The 16,519-nt window shown below is 68.3% G+C and carries 13 protein-coding genes and 1 tRNA gene; 5 read left to right on the top strand and 9 right to left on the bottom strand.

The window, feature by feature from the left end; translation table 11 throughout:
- Positions 1 to 107: 107 nt before the first annotated feature.
- Positions 108 to 3,272 (top strand): efflux RND transporter permease subunit, encoded by a 3,165-nt coding sequence (locus tag WDZ97_RS04515; protein WP_425761914.1) that lies wholly within the window; start codon positions 108 to 110, stop codon positions 3,270 to 3,272.
- Positions 3,273 to 3,353: 81 nt separating this feature from the next.
- On the opposite strand, the gene WDZ97_RS04510 is transcribed toward WDZ97_RS04515, so the two are convergent.
- Complete coding sequence (locus tag WDZ97_RS04510) at positions 3,354 to 3,833, bottom strand: hypothetical protein (RefSeq protein ID WP_425761913.1); 480 nt, start codon at positions 3,831 to 3,833, stop codon at positions 3,354 to 3,356.
- Between the two features lie 92 nt (positions 3,834 to 3,925).
- Between WDZ97_RS04510 and WDZ97_RS04505 the strand changes: the two genes are divergently transcribed.
- Positions 3,926 to 4,369, top strand: coding sequence for a putative toxin-antitoxin system toxin component, PIN family (locus WDZ97_RS04505; protein ID WP_425761912.1), 444 nt, complete (start codon positions 3,926 to 3,928; stop codon positions 4,367 to 4,369).
- 171 nt (positions 4,370 to 4,540) lie between these two features.
- Positions 4,541 to 6,748 carry a TonB-dependent receptor family protein gene (locus tag WDZ97_RS04500; protein ID WP_425761911.1) on the top strand — a complete coding sequence of 736 codons (2,208 nt, stop codon included), beginning with the start codon at positions 4,541 to 4,543 and terminating at the stop codon, positions 6,746 to 6,748.
- Here the strand turns inward: WDZ97_RS04500 and WDZ97_RS04495 are convergent.
- The 5 genes from WDZ97_RS04495 to senB form a co-directional block, all read right to left on the bottom strand.
- On the bottom strand, positions 6,736 to 7,524 hold the full coding sequence (locus tag WDZ97_RS04495) for a TatD family hydrolase (protein WP_425761910.1): 789 nt from the start codon (positions 7,522 to 7,524) through the stop codon (positions 6,736 to 6,738). The genes WDZ97_RS04500 and WDZ97_RS04495 overlap by 13 nt on opposite strands.
- 126 nt (positions 7,525 to 7,650) lie before the next feature.
- On the bottom strand, positions 7,651 to 7,878 hold the full coding sequence (locus tag WDZ97_RS04490; protein WP_019918139.1) for a glycine zipper 2TM domain-containing protein: 228 nt from the start codon (positions 7,876 to 7,878) through the stop codon (positions 7,651 to 7,653).
- A 461-nt stretch (positions 7,879 to 8,339) separates the two neighbouring features.
- Positions 8,340 to 8,424, bottom strand: a tRNA-Leu gene (locus tag WDZ97_RS04485).
- Positions 8,425 to 8,464: 40 nt separating this feature from the next.
- The gene (gene selD / locus WDZ97_RS04480; protein ID WP_425762250.1) at positions 8,465 to 9,532 is read right to left on the bottom strand and encodes a selenide, water dikinase SelD; all 1,068 of its coding nucleotides are present in this window, start codon (positions 9,530 to 9,532) and stop codon (positions 8,465 to 8,467) included.
- 26 nt (positions 9,533 to 9,558) lie between these two features.
- A complete protein-coding gene (senB, locus tag WDZ97_RS04475) occupies positions 9,559 to 10,548 on the bottom strand; it encodes a selenoneine biosynthesis selenosugar synthase SenB (protein WP_425761909.1) in 990 nt (329 codons plus the stop codon).
- Between the two features lie 13 nt (positions 10,549 to 10,561).
- Here senB and senA point away from each other — a divergent pair, with 13 nt between their 5' ends.
- Positions 10,562 to 11,773, top strand: a complete 1,212-nt coding sequence (gene senA, locus WDZ97_RS04470) for a selenoneine synthase SenA (RefSeq protein ID WP_425761908.1) — start codon at positions 10,562 to 10,564, stop codon at positions 11,771 to 11,773.
- A gap of 11 nt (positions 11,774 to 11,784) precedes the next feature.
- On the opposite strand, the gene egtD is transcribed toward senA, so the two are convergent.
- On the bottom strand, positions 11,785 to 12,750 hold the full coding sequence (gene egtD, locus WDZ97_RS04465) for an L-histidine N(alpha)-methyltransferase (protein ID WP_425761907.1): 966 nt from the start codon (positions 12,748 to 12,750) through the stop codon (positions 11,785 to 11,787).
- 94 nt (positions 12,751 to 12,844) lie between these two features.
- On the opposite strand from egtD, the gene WDZ97_RS04460 reads away from it, so the two are divergent.
- Positions 12,845 to 14,185 carry an ATP-grasp domain-containing protein gene (locus tag WDZ97_RS04460; protein ID WP_425761906.1) on the top strand — a complete coding sequence of 447 codons (1,341 nt, stop codon included), beginning with the start codon at positions 12,845 to 12,847 and terminating at the stop codon, positions 14,183 to 14,185.
- A gap of 4 nt (positions 14,186 to 14,189) precedes the next feature.
- Here WDZ97_RS04460 and WDZ97_RS04455 read toward each other — a convergent pair whose 3' ends face one another.
- Complete coding sequence (locus WDZ97_RS04455) at positions 14,190 to 15,869, bottom strand: sulfatase-like hydrolase/transferase (protein ID WP_425761905.1); 1,680 nt, start codon at positions 15,867 to 15,869, stop codon at positions 14,190 to 14,192.
- Entirely contained in the window at positions 15,866 to 16,513 is a 648-nt protein-coding gene (locus tag WDZ97_RS04450) for a class I SAM-dependent methyltransferase (RefSeq protein WP_425761904.1), read from the bottom strand. The genes WDZ97_RS04455 and WDZ97_RS04450 overlap by 4 nt, the downstream gene beginning before the upstream one ends.
- Between the last annotated feature and the right edge of the window lie 6 nt (positions 16,514 to 16,519).

Raw genomic sequence — 16,519 nt, 5'->3', positions numbered from 1 at the left:
ACAAGGCCTCGGAATGCCGCAGGCGTCGATTCAGGCCGCTGTCGGGGTCAGACGACCCCTCCTGCAGGAGCACGGCTCAGGCGATGCACAACCGGCAGGGGCGCGCGATGATTGAAGCCATCGTCCGCTTCTCCGTCCGTCGGCCGGGCATCGTGCTGGCGCTCGCGCTGGTGCTGACCATCTACGCGGTCAGCCGCATGGTCGACGCGCGGCTGGATGTGTTCCCGGAGTTCGCGCCGGCGCAGGTGGTGATCCAGACCGAAGCGCCCGGACTGCCGGCCGATCTGGTCGAAACCCGGGTCACCACGCCGATCGAGGCAGCGGTGTCCGGCACGCGCGGGCTGAAGGAACTGCGCTCGCAGTCCATCCCCGGCCTGTCGGTGGTGACCGTCATCTTCGACGAGAAGTCCGACCTGTTCCGCAACCGCCAGCTGGTCGCGGAGCGCCTGGGTACGCTGGGCGCACTGCTGCCGGCCGGCGTCACGCCGGTCATCACGCCGCTCACTTCGTCGGCATCGACGCTGCTCGGGGTCGGCCTGACGTCGGACACGCGCAACCTGATGGACATGCGCTATCTGGTCGATTCGGTCGTACGCCCTCACCTGCTGGCGGTGCAGGGTGTCGCCGACGTGAACGTGTTCGGCGGCGATGTGCGGCAATGGCAGATACAGCTCGACCCGGCCCGCCTGCGCGCGCTCGGCGTCACGCTGGCCGACGTCGAGACGGCGGCGCGCAGCGCCGCGACAGTCGCCGGTGCCGGCTTCGTCGAAAACGACAATCAGCGCCTGCTGATCGCGATCGACGCCACCCCGTCGACCGCGCGCAGTCTTGAACAGCTGACCGTGACGCTGCCCGATGGCCGTTCGCTGGCGCTGGGCGACGTCGGGCGCGTGCGCGAGGCGCCCGGTCCAGCCATCAGTGCGGCGCAGATCAATGGCACGCCGGGCGTGTTCATGATGGTGCAGGGTCAGCTCGGCGCCGACACGCTGGGTGTGACGCTCGAACTCGAGAAGGCGCTGGCCGATCTGGCGCCGCTGCTCGAACGCGAACAGCTGGTGCTGCATCCGGCGCTGTTCCGGCCGGCCAACTTCATTCAGACCGCGCTCGGCAACGTGCGCGCGGACGTGATCATCGGCGCCTCGCTGGTCATCGTCGTGCTCTTCCTCTTCCTCTACAACCTGCGCACCGCCTTCATCTCGGCGGTGGCGATTCCGCTGTCGCTGCTAGCGGCGGTGCTGGTGATGCTGGAAACCGGCGCCAGCCTCAACATCATGGTGCTGGGCGGGCTGGCCATCGCGCTCGGCGAGGTGGTGGACGACGCCATCATCGATTGCGAGAACATCTACCGCCGCCTGCGCGAGAACCGGCACAAGGGCTCGCCGGTGCCGACCTGGAAGGTGGTGTTCGACGCGTCGATGGAGGTGCGCAGTTCGGTCGTCTACGCCACCTTCATCGTGGCGCTGGTATTCGTGCCGCTGCTCACGCTGTCGGGCGTGGCGGGCAAGCTGTTCGCACCGCTGGGCACCGCCTACATCCTGGCCATCCTCGCCTCGCTGGTGGTGGCGCTGACCGTGACGCCGGCGATGAGCTGGCTCATGCTCGGACGGCGTGAACTGCCGGACGACGACCCGCCGCTGATCCGCTGGCTGCGCCCGCGCTACGAGCGCACGCTGCGCGCCATCGAACGCCGGCCGCACGGCCTGATCGCGGGCGTCATGTTCATGCTGGCCGGCGGCATCGGCGTGCTGCCGCTGTTCGGTGGCGAATTCATCCCGCCGCTGCGCGAAGGGCACTACATCGTGCACCTGTCGACCATCCCGGGCACTGCGCCGGGCGAGGTTTTGCGCGTAGGTCAGCGGGTGACCGAGAAGATTCTCGAGATCGACGGCGTGAAGTCGGTCGCACAGTGGGTGGGCCGCGCACAGAACGGCGCCGACCCTTTCGGTCCCCACTACAGCGAGGTCGAGATCGAGATCGGTCCGCTGCCGGCGAAGGATCAGGAGCGCATCCTGGCCGACATCCGGCGCACCGTCACCGGCGACGACGGCGACGAGGACCGCTCGGACGAGGAAGCGCAGAACACCGTCGGCTTCCCCGGCCTCGCCTTTTCGGTGAACACCTTCCTGACCGAACGCATCGGCGAGACCGAATCCGGTTTCCCGGCGACGCTGGTGGTGCAGGTGTTCGGCACCAATCTCGACCGGCTGGACGCCGACGCCAGCGCCGTCGCGGCCGCGCTGTCGCGGGTCAAGGGCGCGACCGACGTGCAGGTGCTGGCGCCGCCGGGTACGCCGGAAATCGTCGTGCGGCCGCGGCTGGACAAGCTCGCGGTCTGGCGCCTGTCGCCGGAGGATGTGCTGGCGGCGGCGCAGACCGCCTTTGCCGGTCGCCGGGTGAGCGAGGTCTATCGCGGCACGCTGGCGACACCGCTGGTGGTGACATTGGATCCCGACCACCGCCGCTCGCCGACCGAAGTCGGCCGCCTGCCGCTGCGCACGCCCGACGGACGCCTGATCGAACTGCGCGACGTGGCCGACATCGCGGTCGAGAACGGGCGCTACAAGATCCTGCACTCCGGCGGCAAGCGCGTGCAGACCATCACCGCCAACCTCGCCGCCGGGCACGATCTGGGCCGCTTCAGCGACGACGTACAGCGGGCGCTGCGCGAGGACGTGAAGCTGAATCCGGGCAGCTATTACAAGGTGACGGGTGCGGCCGAGGCACAGGCCCAGGCCCGGCGCGAGCTGGTCACCCACTCGCTGCTCGCCGCCGCCGCCATCGCCGTGCTGCTGATGCTGGCCTTCACCAGCCTGCGCAACCTGATGATCACCTTCGTGAACCTGCCGTTCGCGCTGATCGGCGGCATCCTCGCCGCGCTGGCCGGTGGCGGCTGGCTGTCGCTTGGCTCGGTGGTCGGCTTCGTCACGCTGTTCGGCATCACGTTGCGCAACTCCATCATGCTGGCGTCGCACTACCAGCATCTGGTCGAGCAGGAAGGCCACCGCTGGAACGTCGATACCGCCATCCTCGGCGCCACCGAGCGCCTGCCGTCCATCCTGATGACGGCCCTGGTGACCGGTCTCGGCCTGATGCCGCTGGTGATCGGCTCGGGCGAGCCCGGGCGCGAGATCGAGGGCCCGATGGCCGCCATCATCGTCGGCGGCCTGGCCACCTCGACCATCCTGAACCTGTTGGTCCTGCCGACGCTGCTGCTGCACTACGGGCGCTTCGAGCCCAAGGACGAGGACCGCAGCGAGGCGAAGTCTCGATAGGCGCCCCTTTGATCACGGCCCTGTCGCGGCCAAGGCCGCTCCCACAATGGAAATGCGCCCGCTCCGCGACCTGAGCCTGAGCTACTTCACGATCAGCGGATCGATCATGATGTCGCGCGTGAAGAAGGTGTTCTGCTCCCCGGCGCAACTCATGAAGCCGAGCGCCTCGCCGAAGCGCAGGAACTGCCCCTCGCGCTTCAGGTAGGCGTTCTGCGCCTGGTAGGCCTCGGTTTCGGTCTTCAGCGTGGTCGGGCAGTCAGCGAAGATGGCGTCGCCGCGGGCCTTGTGCTGCAGCACGTGCACCAGTTCATGCAGCAGGAAGGAATTGTCGGCGGCGTTCTCGAGGTCGAGCGTATCGCGCAGGTAGATGACGTAGTGCTCGGTCTCGAAGGTGGCTGCGATATTGGTGCAGCCCGCCGCGGCCTCCGGACAGACCGCCTTCGCCAGTTCGGCTTCGGACAGCACCTGCACCGGCGGCAACGCGTCGACGGGAATGGGCGGATAGCCGGACAGCTTGGCTGCGAGGTCGACCAGAAAGGCCAGCAGTTCCTGCGACACCATGACGCACCTCCTTCCGCCGATGCGCAACAGACCGCGCGCCGGGCGGAAACGTTCGCCGCGGCGACGCTGAAGCCCTACACTGCGCGCCGATCATGAAGGACATCGTGAAGCACATCGTTCTCGACACCAACGCGGTACTCGACCTGCTGCTGTGGCACAACGCCGAACTGGACTGCGTGGCACAGGCGCTGGCCGACGGCCGCGCGCGGCTGTCGTGCGACGAAGCCTGCCTGCGCGAACTGCGCACCGTGCTGCGCTACGACAAGTTCGGCCTCGACGACGAGGCCGCCGCCCACCTCTACGCCGACTACCTCGCACGGATCGAACTGCATCCGCTGCCTGAGCAGCCCGATACATCGCTGCCGCGCTGCCGGGATCGCGAGGACCAGAAGTTTTTCGACCTCGCCGTGCGCAGTGGCGCCGACCTGCTGGTATCGCGCGACCGCGCCGTGCTGCGCCTTGGCCGGCACCGGCTGTGCCCGTCCACGCTCAAGGTCGTCGCACCGCCCGCGCTCGCCGCCTTGCTGGAACCGTGAGCCAGCAGTCAGCCGTGCGGCGCGCTGTTTCAAGTTTTTCGTGAGGCTTTGTAAGCGGCGGCTGCCTATACTCGCGCCCATTCGATCAGGCGCGCACAGATGCGCCACGCATCCGAGACAGCAGGCCCGCGCAGTTGCGCACGGCCGTAGACACCCAGAGAGAGACCTCCAATGACAACCGTGCTCCGTCACACCCCGATCGCCCTCGCCCTTGCGCTGATGGGTCAGGCCGCACTGGCCGCTCCGCCCATCCTCGCCCCCACCGTGGTCATCACCGGTACCCGCGTCGAGCAGAATTCCTTTGACCTGCCGATGGCCATCGATTCGATCGACGCCGCAACCATCCAGGAACAGCGCGCGACGGTGAACCTGTCCGAGGTGATCAACCGCGTGCCCGGTGTTGCCGCGGCAGGGAAAGAGAACTACACGCAGGAACAGTCGCTCACCATCCGCGGCTTCGGCGCGCGCTCACAGTTCGGCGTGCGCGGTGTCAAGCTGTTCGCCGACGGCATTCCGGCCAGCACACCGGACGGCCAGGGTGGTACCGGTCTGTTCGATCTCGCCTCGGCCAGTCGCATCGAGGTGCTGCGCGGGCCCTTCTCGGCGCTGTACGGCAACCATTCGGGTGGCGTAGTACAGATCTTCACCGAGGACGGTCCGGAGAACTTCACCATCACGCCCAGCTTCCAGGCGGGCAGCTACGGCGCCACTCGTTATGGCCTCAAGTTCGGCGACACGGTCGGCAATTTCAATTACAACGCGAGCGTGTCCGATTTCCGGACCGACGGCTATCGCGATTACAGCAAGTCGGAAAAGCAGCAGGCCAACTTCAAGGCACGCGTGCAGCTGAATGACACCACCACGCTCTCCATGGTCGGCAACTATCTGCGTCAGGAAGGCGACGACCCGCTGGGACTGACGCTGGATCAACTCAAATCAGACCGCAGACAGCAGGGTCAGGCTGCGCTGTCGGGTGCCAACGGTCTGCGACCGGCCGATTTCTACGGCGCGCGCCGTACGCTTGAAAACACGCAGGGGGGGTTCGTCCTCGAGACAGCTCTCACGCAACGTGACAGCCTGCGGGCGATGTTCTTCCTCGGCAACCGCAACAACGCGCAGTACCTCGCCCTGAATGCGGTCACGCAGAGTAACGCGACTGCGTCGGGCGGCCTGTCGACATTCGATCGCAACTACTGGGGAACCAATGTCCGCTGGACGCGCCGTCTGGATACGGTGACGCTCACCACGGGCGCCGAGTACGAGCGTGCCAACGAAGACCGCCGTGGCTATCGCAACGGCAGCACGATTGCCAACGACAACGCGTCCACCAGCAGTGACTACGGCTTCCGTGGTGCGCTCAAGCGCAACGAGCGCAATGTCGCCGAACAGACCGCCGCGTTCTTCCAGGGGGAGTGGGCAGTACAGTCTGACTTCTCGCTCTCTGGCGGTATCCGCTACACGCGGGTGGACTTCAGCACCGATGACAAATTCGTTTGCGCCAGCAATTGCTCAGGAGCGGCAGGCGCGGCGCAACTGGCACGTGCCAACGGTGATGACAGCGGTTCGACTCACCACGGTGCGTGGACGAGCGCTTTTGGGGCCCTTTGGAAGGTGACCTCCACCACCAACCTTTATGCAAACGTAGGTCGCAGTTTCGAGGCACCAACCCTGGTGGAACTGGCGTACCGTCCGGATGGCGGAAGTGGTCTGAATCTCGGGCTGAAACCGTCCACGAGCATGCAGTACGAGATCGGCGTGAAGACCTTCCTCAACGAACGGACCCGCGTTGACGCCGCGGTGTTCTACATCGATACGGAAGACGAAATCGTCGTCGGTACCAACAGTGGCGGACGCGTGTCGTATCAGAACGCCGGCGATACCAGTCGCAAGGGTATTGAACTGGCCATCGATTCTCGCCTCACCCAGTCGATAGGAGCGTTTGCATCGCTGACTTTGCTCGATGCAAAGTTCGAGGACAGCTTCCGTACTTGCGGTGCTCCGCCCTGCACTACGCCGAACATCCTTGTCTCGGAGGGCAACAAGCTGGCCAGCGTGCCTAACCAGGGTCTGTACGGCGAACTCACGTATCGCCATGCCGCCAGCGGCTTCCTGGGTGCCGTAGAGTACCGAGCGAGCGGTCGGATGTTTGCCGATGACACGAATCAGGCGCGTGTAGGTGGTTACGGTATCGCGAGTCTGCGTGGCGGCTTCACGCAGAAGAGCAGCAACTGGACGTTCAACCAGTTCGCGCGCATCGACAACCTGTTCGACAAGGAATATGTCGGCTCAATCTACGTCAACGACGCCAACGGCCGCTACTACGCTCCGGCCGCCGAGCGCACCTGGCTGATCGGCCTGTCCGCGTCCTACTCGATGTAAGCGCTCGCCAGCCGGGGCAGCACGCGAAGCGCGTTGGCCCCGGTGGCGGCGATCAGTTCGTCGGTCGCAATGCCCCGGATGCCGGCGATCACCTGCGCGATGCGCGGGAGATTGGCCGGCTCGTTGCGTTCACCGGCGGCGAATTCCGGCGGGATGTCCGGTGCGTCGGTTTCGAGCACGATGGATTCCAGCGGAAGTTCCGTCACCAGGCGGCGCAGATTCAATGCGCGCTGCCAGGTCACCGCTCCGCCGAAGCCGAGCGCAAAACCCAGCTTGATGAATTCGTCGGCCTGCTGACGGCTGCCGTTGAAGGCATGGGCGATTCCGCCCGGCCCGTTGCGGCCGAACACGGCGCGCAGGTGCTTGAGTATCCGGTCCTGACTGCGGCGCACGTGCAGCAGCACCGGCAGGCCGCGCTCACGCGCAAGCTTCAGCTGGGCGACGAAGTACCACTCCTGCAGTTCGGGATCGATGTCGCTGACGAAGAAATCGAGGCCGATCTCGCCGACCGCGACGACGTCGTGCGCATCCAGTTCCATCGCCAGCCGGTCCACATCGTCGGGTCGCGCTGCCGGCACGAAGAGCGGATGGATGCCCAATGCAAAGCGCAGATCCGCCTGTCCGTCACACAGTGCCCTCACCCGGCCGAATCCGTCGCGGTCGACCGCCGGCAGCACCATGCAGCCGACCCCGGCACGGCGTGCGCGCTCGATCATAGCGACGCGGTCGGCATCAAATTCGAAGGCATCGAGGTGGCAGTGGGTATCGATCAGCATGATCGGGTTTCGGTGCGCCGGAGCTGTCAGCATAGCGCTGCTCAGTGCAGCCCGGAAACGACAAGGGCCGGCGGCGCACCTGTGCACCACCGGCCCCGGAGCGGGACTGACTTTCGCCTCGCTCGTTCAGCGCTTCTTCTTGCCCATCTCGTTACCGATAGCGCCACCAACGATGGCACCACCCACGGTACCGACCGTGCTGCCGCCGGTCAGCACGGAGCCGGCGACACCACCAGCCGCGGCACCTATCATCGCGTTGCTTTCGCTGCGGCTCATACCGGCACAGCCAGTCGTCAGGGCAGCCAGCACGGCCACGATGGATACGGTCTTGAGGGTATGGATCGGCGTTTTCATCGCGTTTCTCCGCAGTCATTGATCGGTCAGCACGCGATGTCGATCGCTCGCGGCTTGATCTGAAGTCTAGGGAGCGATGCGCTGTCGCGCGGTAGGCCGGCAACGAAGCGATCTGTCGGCGGAATCCGACGGCTGGCGGGCGTTGCGCGCGGAAGCCGAGCCGGCTGATCGCCCGCACACGCGGATGCGGTGGGAGGGACCTTCTGACCGCGACAGCAGCCTTTACCGAAGGCTGTGCGGCCGGGCATCAGCCCAGTCGCGGCCAAGGCCGCTCCCACAATGGGAATGCGCCTGCTCCACGACCTGAGCCTGAATCAGGGTTTTGTGGGAGGGGTCTTCTGACCCCGACAACAACCTGCATCGAAGCCCGCGGAAGGCCGCAGCCGCGTCGCGGCCAAGGCCGCGCCCACAGGGAAATGCGCCAGTGCCGCGACCTGAGCCGGAGCCGCTTGGTCATGCATTGGTGCCCGGAGCGGGGATCGAACCCGCACGACTTGCGTCGAGGGATTTTAAGTCCCTTGTGTCTACCAGTTTCACCATCCGGGCGGACGGAACGGCGGCGAGTATGCCACCGATGCGACGGGAATCAGCCGGCGCGCACGACCGGCGCTGCGCTGCGATCACTGACGCGACCGATCACGGTGGCCGCATCGAAGCCGTGACGGCGGAAGGTGGCGATCACCGCATCCAGCGCGTCCGGCGTGCAGGACACGAGCAGGCCGCCGCTGGTCTGTGGATCGGTGAGCAGTGCGCGATCTTCCGCCGCAAAGCCGTCGGCCAGCACGACGCGCTCGCCGTAACCGGCCCAATTACGGTTCGATGCGCCGGTGACGAAGCCCTGCGCGGCGAGCTCGCGCGTGCCGGCATGCAGCGGCACTGCCGACCAGTCGATCGACACGTCGCAGCCCGAGCCGCGTGCCAGCTCGAGCGCGTGGCCGGCAAGTCCGAAGCCGGTCACGTCGGTCAGCGCGTGCACACCCGGCAGCGCCGCCAGATCCGGCCCCGGTGTGTTCAGCTTGGTGGTGCTGGCGATCATGCGCGCGTAGCCGGCGTCGTCCAGCGCACCCTTTTTCAGCGCGGCCGACATGACGCCGACGCCGAGCGGCTTGCCCAGCACCAGCACATCGCCCGGCTGCGCGTCGGCATTGCGGCGGATGCGATCCGGGTGGGCGATGCCGAGCGCCACCAGACCGTAGATCGCCTCGACCGAATCGATGGTGTGGCCTCCGGCGACGACGATGCCGGCCTCGCGGCAGACCGACGCCCCACCTTCCAGGATGCGGCCTATGGTGGTCGTCGACAGCACGTTGATCGGCATGCCGACCAGCGCCAGCGCGAGGATGGGCCGGCCGCCCATCGCATAGACGTCGCTGATCGCGTTGGTGGCGGCGATGCGGCCGAAGTCGAACGGGTCGTCGACGATGGGCATGAAGAAATCGGTGGTCGCGATCAGCGCCTGTTCGTCGTTGAGGCGATACACCGCTGCGTCATCCGACGTTTCGATGCCCACCATCAGTTCCGGCGGCACCGGCATCGCCGCCGTGTGCTTCAGGATATCGGACAGCACGCCGGGCGCGATCTTGCAGCCACAGCCGCCGCCATGCGAGAGGGAAGTCAGTCGGGGTTCGGTGTTCGCTGCCTGCGCTTCGTTCATCTGTCGATCCAGTTCTTGCGGGGTTGTCATGCGGTCGCGACGCCGTGTCGCGGGCCGAAGGATGCCAGACATCCGTCGACCAACGCGACCAGTGCCGTACGCTCTCGTTCGGGTGCGAACAGCGGCGCGCGCGCGGCGCACTGCCGGTCGAGCCGGGCCAGCCAGCCGGCGTCGTCGCGTGCGCGGGCGATGCAGGCGGCCAGCGCCGCCGCGTCGTCCACCTCGAATAAGCCGTCATAGTCCTCGCCGAGCAGGCCGACGTTGCCGTCGATGCGCGACGCGATTACCGGCACGCCGCAGCGCACTGCCTCGATCACCGTGTGCGCGCCGCCCTCCATGCGGCTCGGATGCACCAGCACGCTGGCGCGCGCCAGCCGGCGCAGCGTGTCGCCGTGCGTCAGCCCGCCCAGCCAGCGATAGTGCGGGCATTCGTGCATCAGCGTGCGCGCCTGCTCGCCCAGCGCGGGATCCAGCGCCCCGCCGATGTGGTCGATGCGGATATCGGTGCGCGTGCGCAGCCGGCGCACCGCGTCGAACAGCGTGTCCGGCGCCTTCTCGATGCGCAGGTGGCCTATCATCAGCGCGCGCAGATGGCGCGTCGGCGGTGCAACGCGTGCGCGCACCGGCGTCGATTGCAGCAGCACGCTGCAGCGTGCGCGCAGCGCCGGCGGCAGCGCACGCGCACCGAGCGTGTTCAGCGTGATCAGGCGATCGGCAATGGCCAGTGAATGCCGGGCCGAGGCGTCGCAGTCGATGTCGCGGTACAGATCGGTGCCGGTCAGCGCGAGCAGCAGCGGACGCGACGGGTGTGCCTTCCGCCACGCAGTGGCGGCTGCGGCGGAACGGCGGGCGTGCAGTGCGATCATCAACGCCTCGTCGCCGCCCTGCCAGTCGGACACCAGCCGCACGTCAAAACGCGGCCGCAGCATGGCTGCCCAGCGACGTGCAGTGCGCCAGTTGCCGTTGTTGGCGTCGGCCAGCGCCGGCGTGACGATGACGATGGATGGACGGGACATGGACGTGTGTTCGATGGAGGCCTCAGATCAATCGGCAAGCGCCCGTCGCGGAGACCGCACGACTCTCGCGGCAGCGCTGCGCGCGAGCCGCGATGACACGCTGGCCCGTTTCGCCGACTATCGGCGCGCCTGCCCGACACTGCGCATCCCGGTTCACGAAACGCTGAATCCGCCGCTGTGGGAGCTGGGCCACATCGGATGTTTCCAGGCGTGGTGGACGCTGCGCAATCCGCTTTATCTGAAGGGCGTGCGTGCCGACCCTGACGTCCCGCGCACGCCGCCGCTGCGGGCGAACGCCGACGCGCTGTACGACTCCAGCCGCGTGCCCCACGCGAGCCGCCCCACCCTGCCGCTGCCGGACGCCGACGCGACGCTGGACGATCTCGCCCGGCAACTGGACGGTGTCCTTTCGCTGCTGGCCGGCGTGCCCGACGACAGCGACGACGCGCTCTACTTCTTCCGCCTGTCGTTGCTGCACGAGGACATGCACCACGAAGCCGCGCTGTACATGGCTCAGCAGCTCGACATCGCGGTGGACGACCCGCGCTGGCAGCCGACAGCGGCCGGCGCACGCGACACGCTGTCGCTGCCCGCGGCCCGCCACCTGCTCGGCAGCAGCGGAGACGGCTTCGCCTTCGACAACGAACTGTGCGCGCACACGGTGAGCGTGCCGGCGCTGGACATCGACAGCGCCGCGGTGAGCTGGCGCGACTACCTGCCCTTCGTCGATGCCGGCGGCTACGACGACCCGCGCTGGTGGAGCGCCGACGGCTGGCGCTGGCGCACGGCGCAGGGGCGCACGCAGCCGCGCTACCTGAGACGCACCGGCAGCGACTGGGAGCGCTGCACTTACGGTCGCTGGCAGGTGCTGGACGCGGACACCGCGGCCTGCCACCTGAGCGCCTACGAAGCCGAAGCGTGGTGCCGCTGGGCCGGCCGCCGGCTGCCGACCGAAGCGGAGTGGGAGTGTGCTGCACTGAGCGCGCCGGATCGCTTCCGCTGGGGCGCCGTATGGGAATGGACGGCCAGCGACTTCCTGCCCTACCCCGGCTTCGCGCCGCATCCCTATCGCGACTATTCGGCGCCGTGGTTCGGTGACCGCCGCGTGCTGCGCGGCGCCTCCTTCATGACGCAGCCGCGCATGCGCGACCCGCGCTACCGCAACTTCTTCCGGCCCGAGCGCGACGACGTGCCGGCCGGCTTCCGCAGCTGCGCGACCCGCTGACACGGCACGCCTCAGGCGCACGCGAGGAACACGCCGAACCCGTCGTGCGCGTCGGTCCAGCCGCTCACGTCGCGGAAACCGGCTTCGCGCAGCAGCGCATCGAAGCGCTCGCGCGTCCATTTCCATGAGTGTTCGGTGAGGATGCGCTCGCCGGCGGCAAAACGGCGCTCGCCGCCCGACCAGTGCACGGTGAGCGACTGGCGCGCCTCCAGGTGCATTTCGATGCGCGAACGCGCAGGATCGAAGAAGGCGACGTGGCGCCAGTCGGCGATGCGGAAATCGGTGCCGGCGATGCGGTTCAGATGGCGCAGCACATTCAGGTTGAATGCGGCGGTCACCCCGAGCGCGTCGTCGTAGGCGGCGTCGAGCACGGCCTTGTCCTTGACCAGATCGACGCCGATCAGCAGCGCGCCGCCGCGGGCCACCGTGCGCGCTTCGCGCAGCAGGCGCAGCGCCTCGTCCGGCGCAAAGTTGCCGATGCTGGAGCCAGGGTAGAACACCAGCGCCGGCCCGTCGTACACCGCGGCTGGCAGTGCGAGGGCGGCGGAGAAGTCGAGGCCGACACCCACCATGTCCATGTCCGGATGGGCGCGCTGCAGGCACTCGAGCGAGTGCTTCAGGAAGTCGACCGAAATGTCGACCGCGACGTAGCGGCGCGGCGCGAACAGCGGAAACAGCTTCGCCGCCTTGGCACAGCTGCCGGCACCGAGGTCGATCAGATCGTGCGCCGGGCCCGCGTGCGCGCGCAGCCGCGCTGCCATGTCGGCGGCGTGGGCGTCGAAGATGGCGGCCTCGGTGCGCGTCGGGTAGTACTCGTCCAGTTCGGTGATCGCCTCGAACAGCCGCGAACCCAGTGCGTCGTAGAAATACTTCGGCGACACCCGCGCCACCGGCGCCTGCAGACCGCCCCACAGCGCCGGCATCTGCCCCGCGTCGTCGACCGGCTGCAGCTGGATGAAACGCGGCGTGCGCACCATGGTCCATTCCCCTCGTATTCTGTGCACTGCGCGGGCGGCCGATTGCCCGCGGTGGATCCCGCCGGCGCGACCGGCCACTCGCCAAGGATGATACGTGCCCTCCAGACCGCGCGCCGGCCTGCTGTTCGCCTACGACTGGGATCGCATCGGCTTCGCGCGCTCAGGCGCGGGCCACGACTTCGACCACGCGGGCTTCGATCTGTTTTCGTTCCCGTCCAGTCTGCGGTTGATCGGTTTCGACCTCGAACGCTTCGCCGGGCGCACCGCGGCGCGCGGACGACGGCACGGCTGGTCGGCAGTGCTGTCGCACCAGGAGGCCTTCGGTGCGCTGGCAGCCGCGCTGGTCGCAGAAAGGCTGGACCTGCCCTGCGCGCCGCCCGAAGCCATTCTGGCGGCGCAGCACAAGCTGCACGCGCGGCGCGTGCTGCAAGCCGTCGCGCCAGAGGCCTGCCTGCGTTTCGCCGCGCTGGACATGGCGTGTGGCGACGACGTGCCGGCAGGGCTGCCGGCCGGCTTTGCCTACCCGGTCTACGCGAAGCCGATCAAGGCGGCCTTTTCCGTGCTGGCGCGCGAAGTCGGCAGCCGCGAGGCGCTGCAGGCGCACACCCGCTTCGACGTGGCCGAGCGCTGGATCATCCGACGTTTGATCGAACCTTTCGACCGCGTCTGCCGCGCGCGTCTGCCCGCGGCCGGCAGCGCGCACCGCATGCTGCTGGAGGAGCCGATCGATCCGGCGACGCCGCAGTTCAATCTCGACGGCTGGGTGTTCGACGGACAGGTGTATGCGCTGGGCGTGGTCGATGCCATCATGCACCCGGGCACCCAGGCCTTCATGCGCTGGGAACTGCCCAGCCGGCTGCCGGCGTCGGTACAGGCCCGCGCGCTCGACGTGGCACGCCGCTTCCTTGGCGCGATCGGCTACGACCACGGTTTCTTCAACCTGGAGTTTTTCTACGACGATGCGCGCGACCGGCTTACCGTGATCGAGTGCAATCCGCGTCTGGCGTCGCAGTTTTCCGACCTCTACCTGCGCGTGCACGGCATCGACGCCCACGCCTGGTCGCTCGCACTGGCGCACGGCGAGGACCCGCGCCTGCTGCGTCGTGAGACGCCACGTGCCCGTGTCGCGGCCAGCCTGGTCTATCGCGCCTTCGACACGGCCACCGTGCCGCCGATGCCCGACACGGCGCGGCGAGCGCGCTTCGCCGAGGCCTTTCCGGACGGCCTGCTGTTCGCTTTCGGCCGCCGCGGCCGGGCGCTGCGGCGCGACCTGAAATGGACCGGCAGCCACCGCTACGGCATCGTCCATCTGGACGGCGCCGACGCGGCCGAACTGCGCGCACGGGCGGAAACGGCCAGTGACCTGCTCGGCTGGCGCGCGCCCTATCGCGACGAGGCGGTGGATCTGACGCCGGCCGCGCTCGACGTCGCCTGAGCGGTCAGCGCGCCGAAGACTGCGACGCGGGGCCGAGCTGCGCGATCGGCAGATCGCCGGACGCGCGCAGCAGCACGGTCGTCAGGTCGTGCAGACCGCCGATGGCCACGCGCGGCGGCGCCAGCCCCGGCTGGAAGCCCTGGGCGACGAAGCGCGCGAGCAGTTCGGGGTCGCGCGATACGATGTGCACCGGCACGTCCCACGACGCGCCTTCGCCGCTGACGCCGGCCACCGGCTGGTGATCGCCGGCCAGCACGTAGAGCGTGTCGCGCGGTGGCGCCCGTCGGAGGTGGTCGCCCAGCCAGCGGTAGGTGTACTCGATGGTTCCGATATAGTCCGGGAACATGTTCAGCCAGTCTGGCTTCTTCGCCAGCGCGCGTGCCGCATCGACCGGATCGAAGGGCGTGTCGCCGAGCAGGCGGTCGATGTCGGGCTGGAAGGGCGGCACCGGCGAGAACGGCAGATGGCTGGTGATGGTCGGGAAGAATACGAAGCGCGGCGGCTCGCCGGGCCCACGAGGATGCAGCTGTTCGAAGCGCTCGGCCGAATACTGGTCAGGAATCTTCCAGTAGCCCATTTCGGGGCCCGGGTATCGCAGGTCGCGGCCGTCGATGAACACGTCGTAACCGTAGAAGACGCGTTCCGGCCACTCCCAGAACAGCGCCGGATAGAAGCCGTACGTGCGGTAGCCGTTGCGCCGGAACAGGGTGATCAGCGTCGGTCGCTCGGTCGTGACCAGCAGGTCGTGTCGCCGCGGGTCACGCAGATCCAGGCCGGACAGCATGCCGAGCTGTGCGAGATCGGACGCGCCACCGAAGGTGGGCGAGCGCATGAAAGCCGACACCACCTGCCAGCCGCCGGCAGCCAGGTCCTGCGTCAGACGGTCGCGCGCCGGCTGCAGCAGACGCACCGCCTGCGCATTGTCGTAGACCACGGCGCCGTAGGACTCGAGCGGCATCAGATAGACGTCGCGGCCGCGCAGTGCGCTCAGCGCGCGGCCCGGCGGCTGCGCCAGCGCGTCGTCCAGCGCCGGCACCTGCGGCAGCGCGCGCGCCACCGCCTCCGGCGACATCAGCGTCGCGAGCAGCGTGGCCTGGCGCCAGTAGGTCGGCGTGATCGGTCGCGACACCACCGGCCAGGTTGCCTCGACGCCGGCCAGATTGGCGGCCACCAGCAGCATCGCCAGCGCGGTCGCGACGCGCGACCAGCGGTGACGCAGCGCATACGGAACCGCCCGGTGCGCGATCTGCCCGACCAGCGCACGCGCGCCGCGCCACAGTGCCCAGCTGAGCAGCGAAATCGCTGCCAGCGCACCGACGCTCACCCACCAGGGCAGGCCCTGCGCCGTCACCCAGAGAAAGCGTGGAATCTGCTGGCCATCCCAGAACAGATTGACCGGCCGGCCAAACAGGCCGGGCACGGTCACGTCGGCATAGCGACCGAGCGCGAACAGCAGGAACAGCGCAGTAAAGACCGTAAGTGCGCGAGCCGGCAGGCGGCCATAGCGGGCAACCACCACCATCAGTGCCAGCCACAGGCCGACGAACTCCGGCGACAGCCGGTGATCCGGCACGATGAAGGGCGTGGGCCACAGATTGTTGGCGCTGAGCAGCGCGTTGCCGAGCAGCAGCGCGGCCAGCGCGACGATGGCCTGCTGCGGGCCCGACGCGCGTCTGTCGGTCATTCCGGCACGCGGCCGCGGGCCAGATAGCCCATGCCGTACTGCGTGATCGTGATCGACCAATCGACCAGGCGCGGTGCGATGCGATCCCACGGCGCACGCAGCTCGCCCGGCGCGCCGTTGTAGCCGTGGTTCTTCAGATAAACCCAGAGGTTGAGCGGCGCCAGCCAGCGCGGGAAATACTTGATGCCGGCGATTGCCACCACGGCGCCCGGTCGCGCGCAGGCCAGCAGGCTGTCGATCGCGCTATGCGAGCGCAGGATGTCGTGGGTGTAGTGGAACAGCAGCGCATCGACCCGGTCCGGCAACTGCAGGTCCTGCGCCGCGGTTTCGAACAGGTCGACGTTGTCCCAGCCGGCTTCGGCTACGCGGCGGCGCGCCTGCGCCAGCATGTCCGGGCTCTGGTCGAAGCCATGGACCCGCCCGGTATCGCCGACGGCAGCCCGCAGCAACGGCAGGCTGAGCCCGGTGCCGCAGCCGACGTCGAGCACCGACTGACCGGCTTGCAGGCCGAGCAGTGCGATCGCGCGTTCGCGGATCGGCCAGGTCGGTCCGCAGGTGGCGTCATAGCCGGCGGCACGCCTGCGGTACTTCTCGATCGACGCGGCGCGGACCGCGTCCTCGTCTGCGGGAGGTTGGGCGCTCATCGCGGC

It is taken from the genome of Methyloversatilis sp. MC4-4, assembly GCF_049843555.1.
Lineage (GTDB): Bacteria > Pseudomonadota > Gammaproteobacteria > Burkholderiales > Rhodocyclaceae > Methyloversatilis > Methyloversatilis discipulorum_B.
Note: the sequence above shows the minus strand (reverse complement) of the source record. Positions and strands in the feature narration are given on the sequence as shown.

Coding starts and splice junctions, on each gene's coding strand:
- WDZ97_RS04515 (WP_425761914.1), top strand. CDS start 108: ATGATTGAAGCCATCGTCCGCTTCTCCGTCCGTCGGCCGGGCATCGTG.
- WDZ97_RS04510 (WP_425761913.1), bottom strand. CDS start 3,833: ATGGTGTCGCAGGAACTGCTGGCCTTTCTGGTCGACCTCGCAGCCAAG.
- WDZ97_RS04505 (WP_425761912.1), top strand. CDS start 3,926: ATGAAGGACATCGTGAAGCACATCGTTCTCGACACCAACGCGGTACTC.
- WDZ97_RS04500 (WP_425761911.1), top strand. CDS start 4,541: ATGACAACCGTGCTCCGTCACACCCCGATCGCCCTCGCCCTTGCGCTG.
- WDZ97_RS04495 (WP_425761910.1), bottom strand. CDS start 7,524: ATGCTGATCGATACCCACTGCCACCTCGATGCCTTCGAATTTGATGCC.
- WDZ97_RS04490 (WP_019918139.1), bottom strand. CDS start 7,878: ATGAAAACGCCGATCCATACCCTCAAGACCGTATCCATCGTGGCCGTG.
- selD (WP_425762250.1), bottom strand. CDS start 9,532: ATGAACGAAGCGCAGGCAGCGAACACCGAACCCCGACTGACTTCCCTC.
- senB (WP_425761909.1), bottom strand. CDS start 10,548: ATGTCCCGTCCATCCATCGTCATCGTCACGCCGGCGCTGGCCGACGCC.
- senA (WP_425761908.1), top strand. CDS start 10,562: ATGGAGGCCTCAGATCAATCGGCAAGCGCCCGTCGCGGAGACCGCACG.
- egtD (WP_425761907.1), bottom strand. CDS start 12,750: ATGGTGCGCACGCCGCGTTTCATCCAGCTGCAGCCGGTCGACGACGCG.
- WDZ97_RS04455 (WP_425761905.1), bottom strand. CDS start 15,869: ATGACCGACAGACGCGCGTCGGGCCCGCAGCAGGCCATCGTCGCGCTG.
- WDZ97_RS04450 (WP_425761904.1), bottom strand. CDS start 16,513: ATGAGCGCCCAACCTCCCGCAGACGAGGACGCGGTCCGCGCCGCGTCG.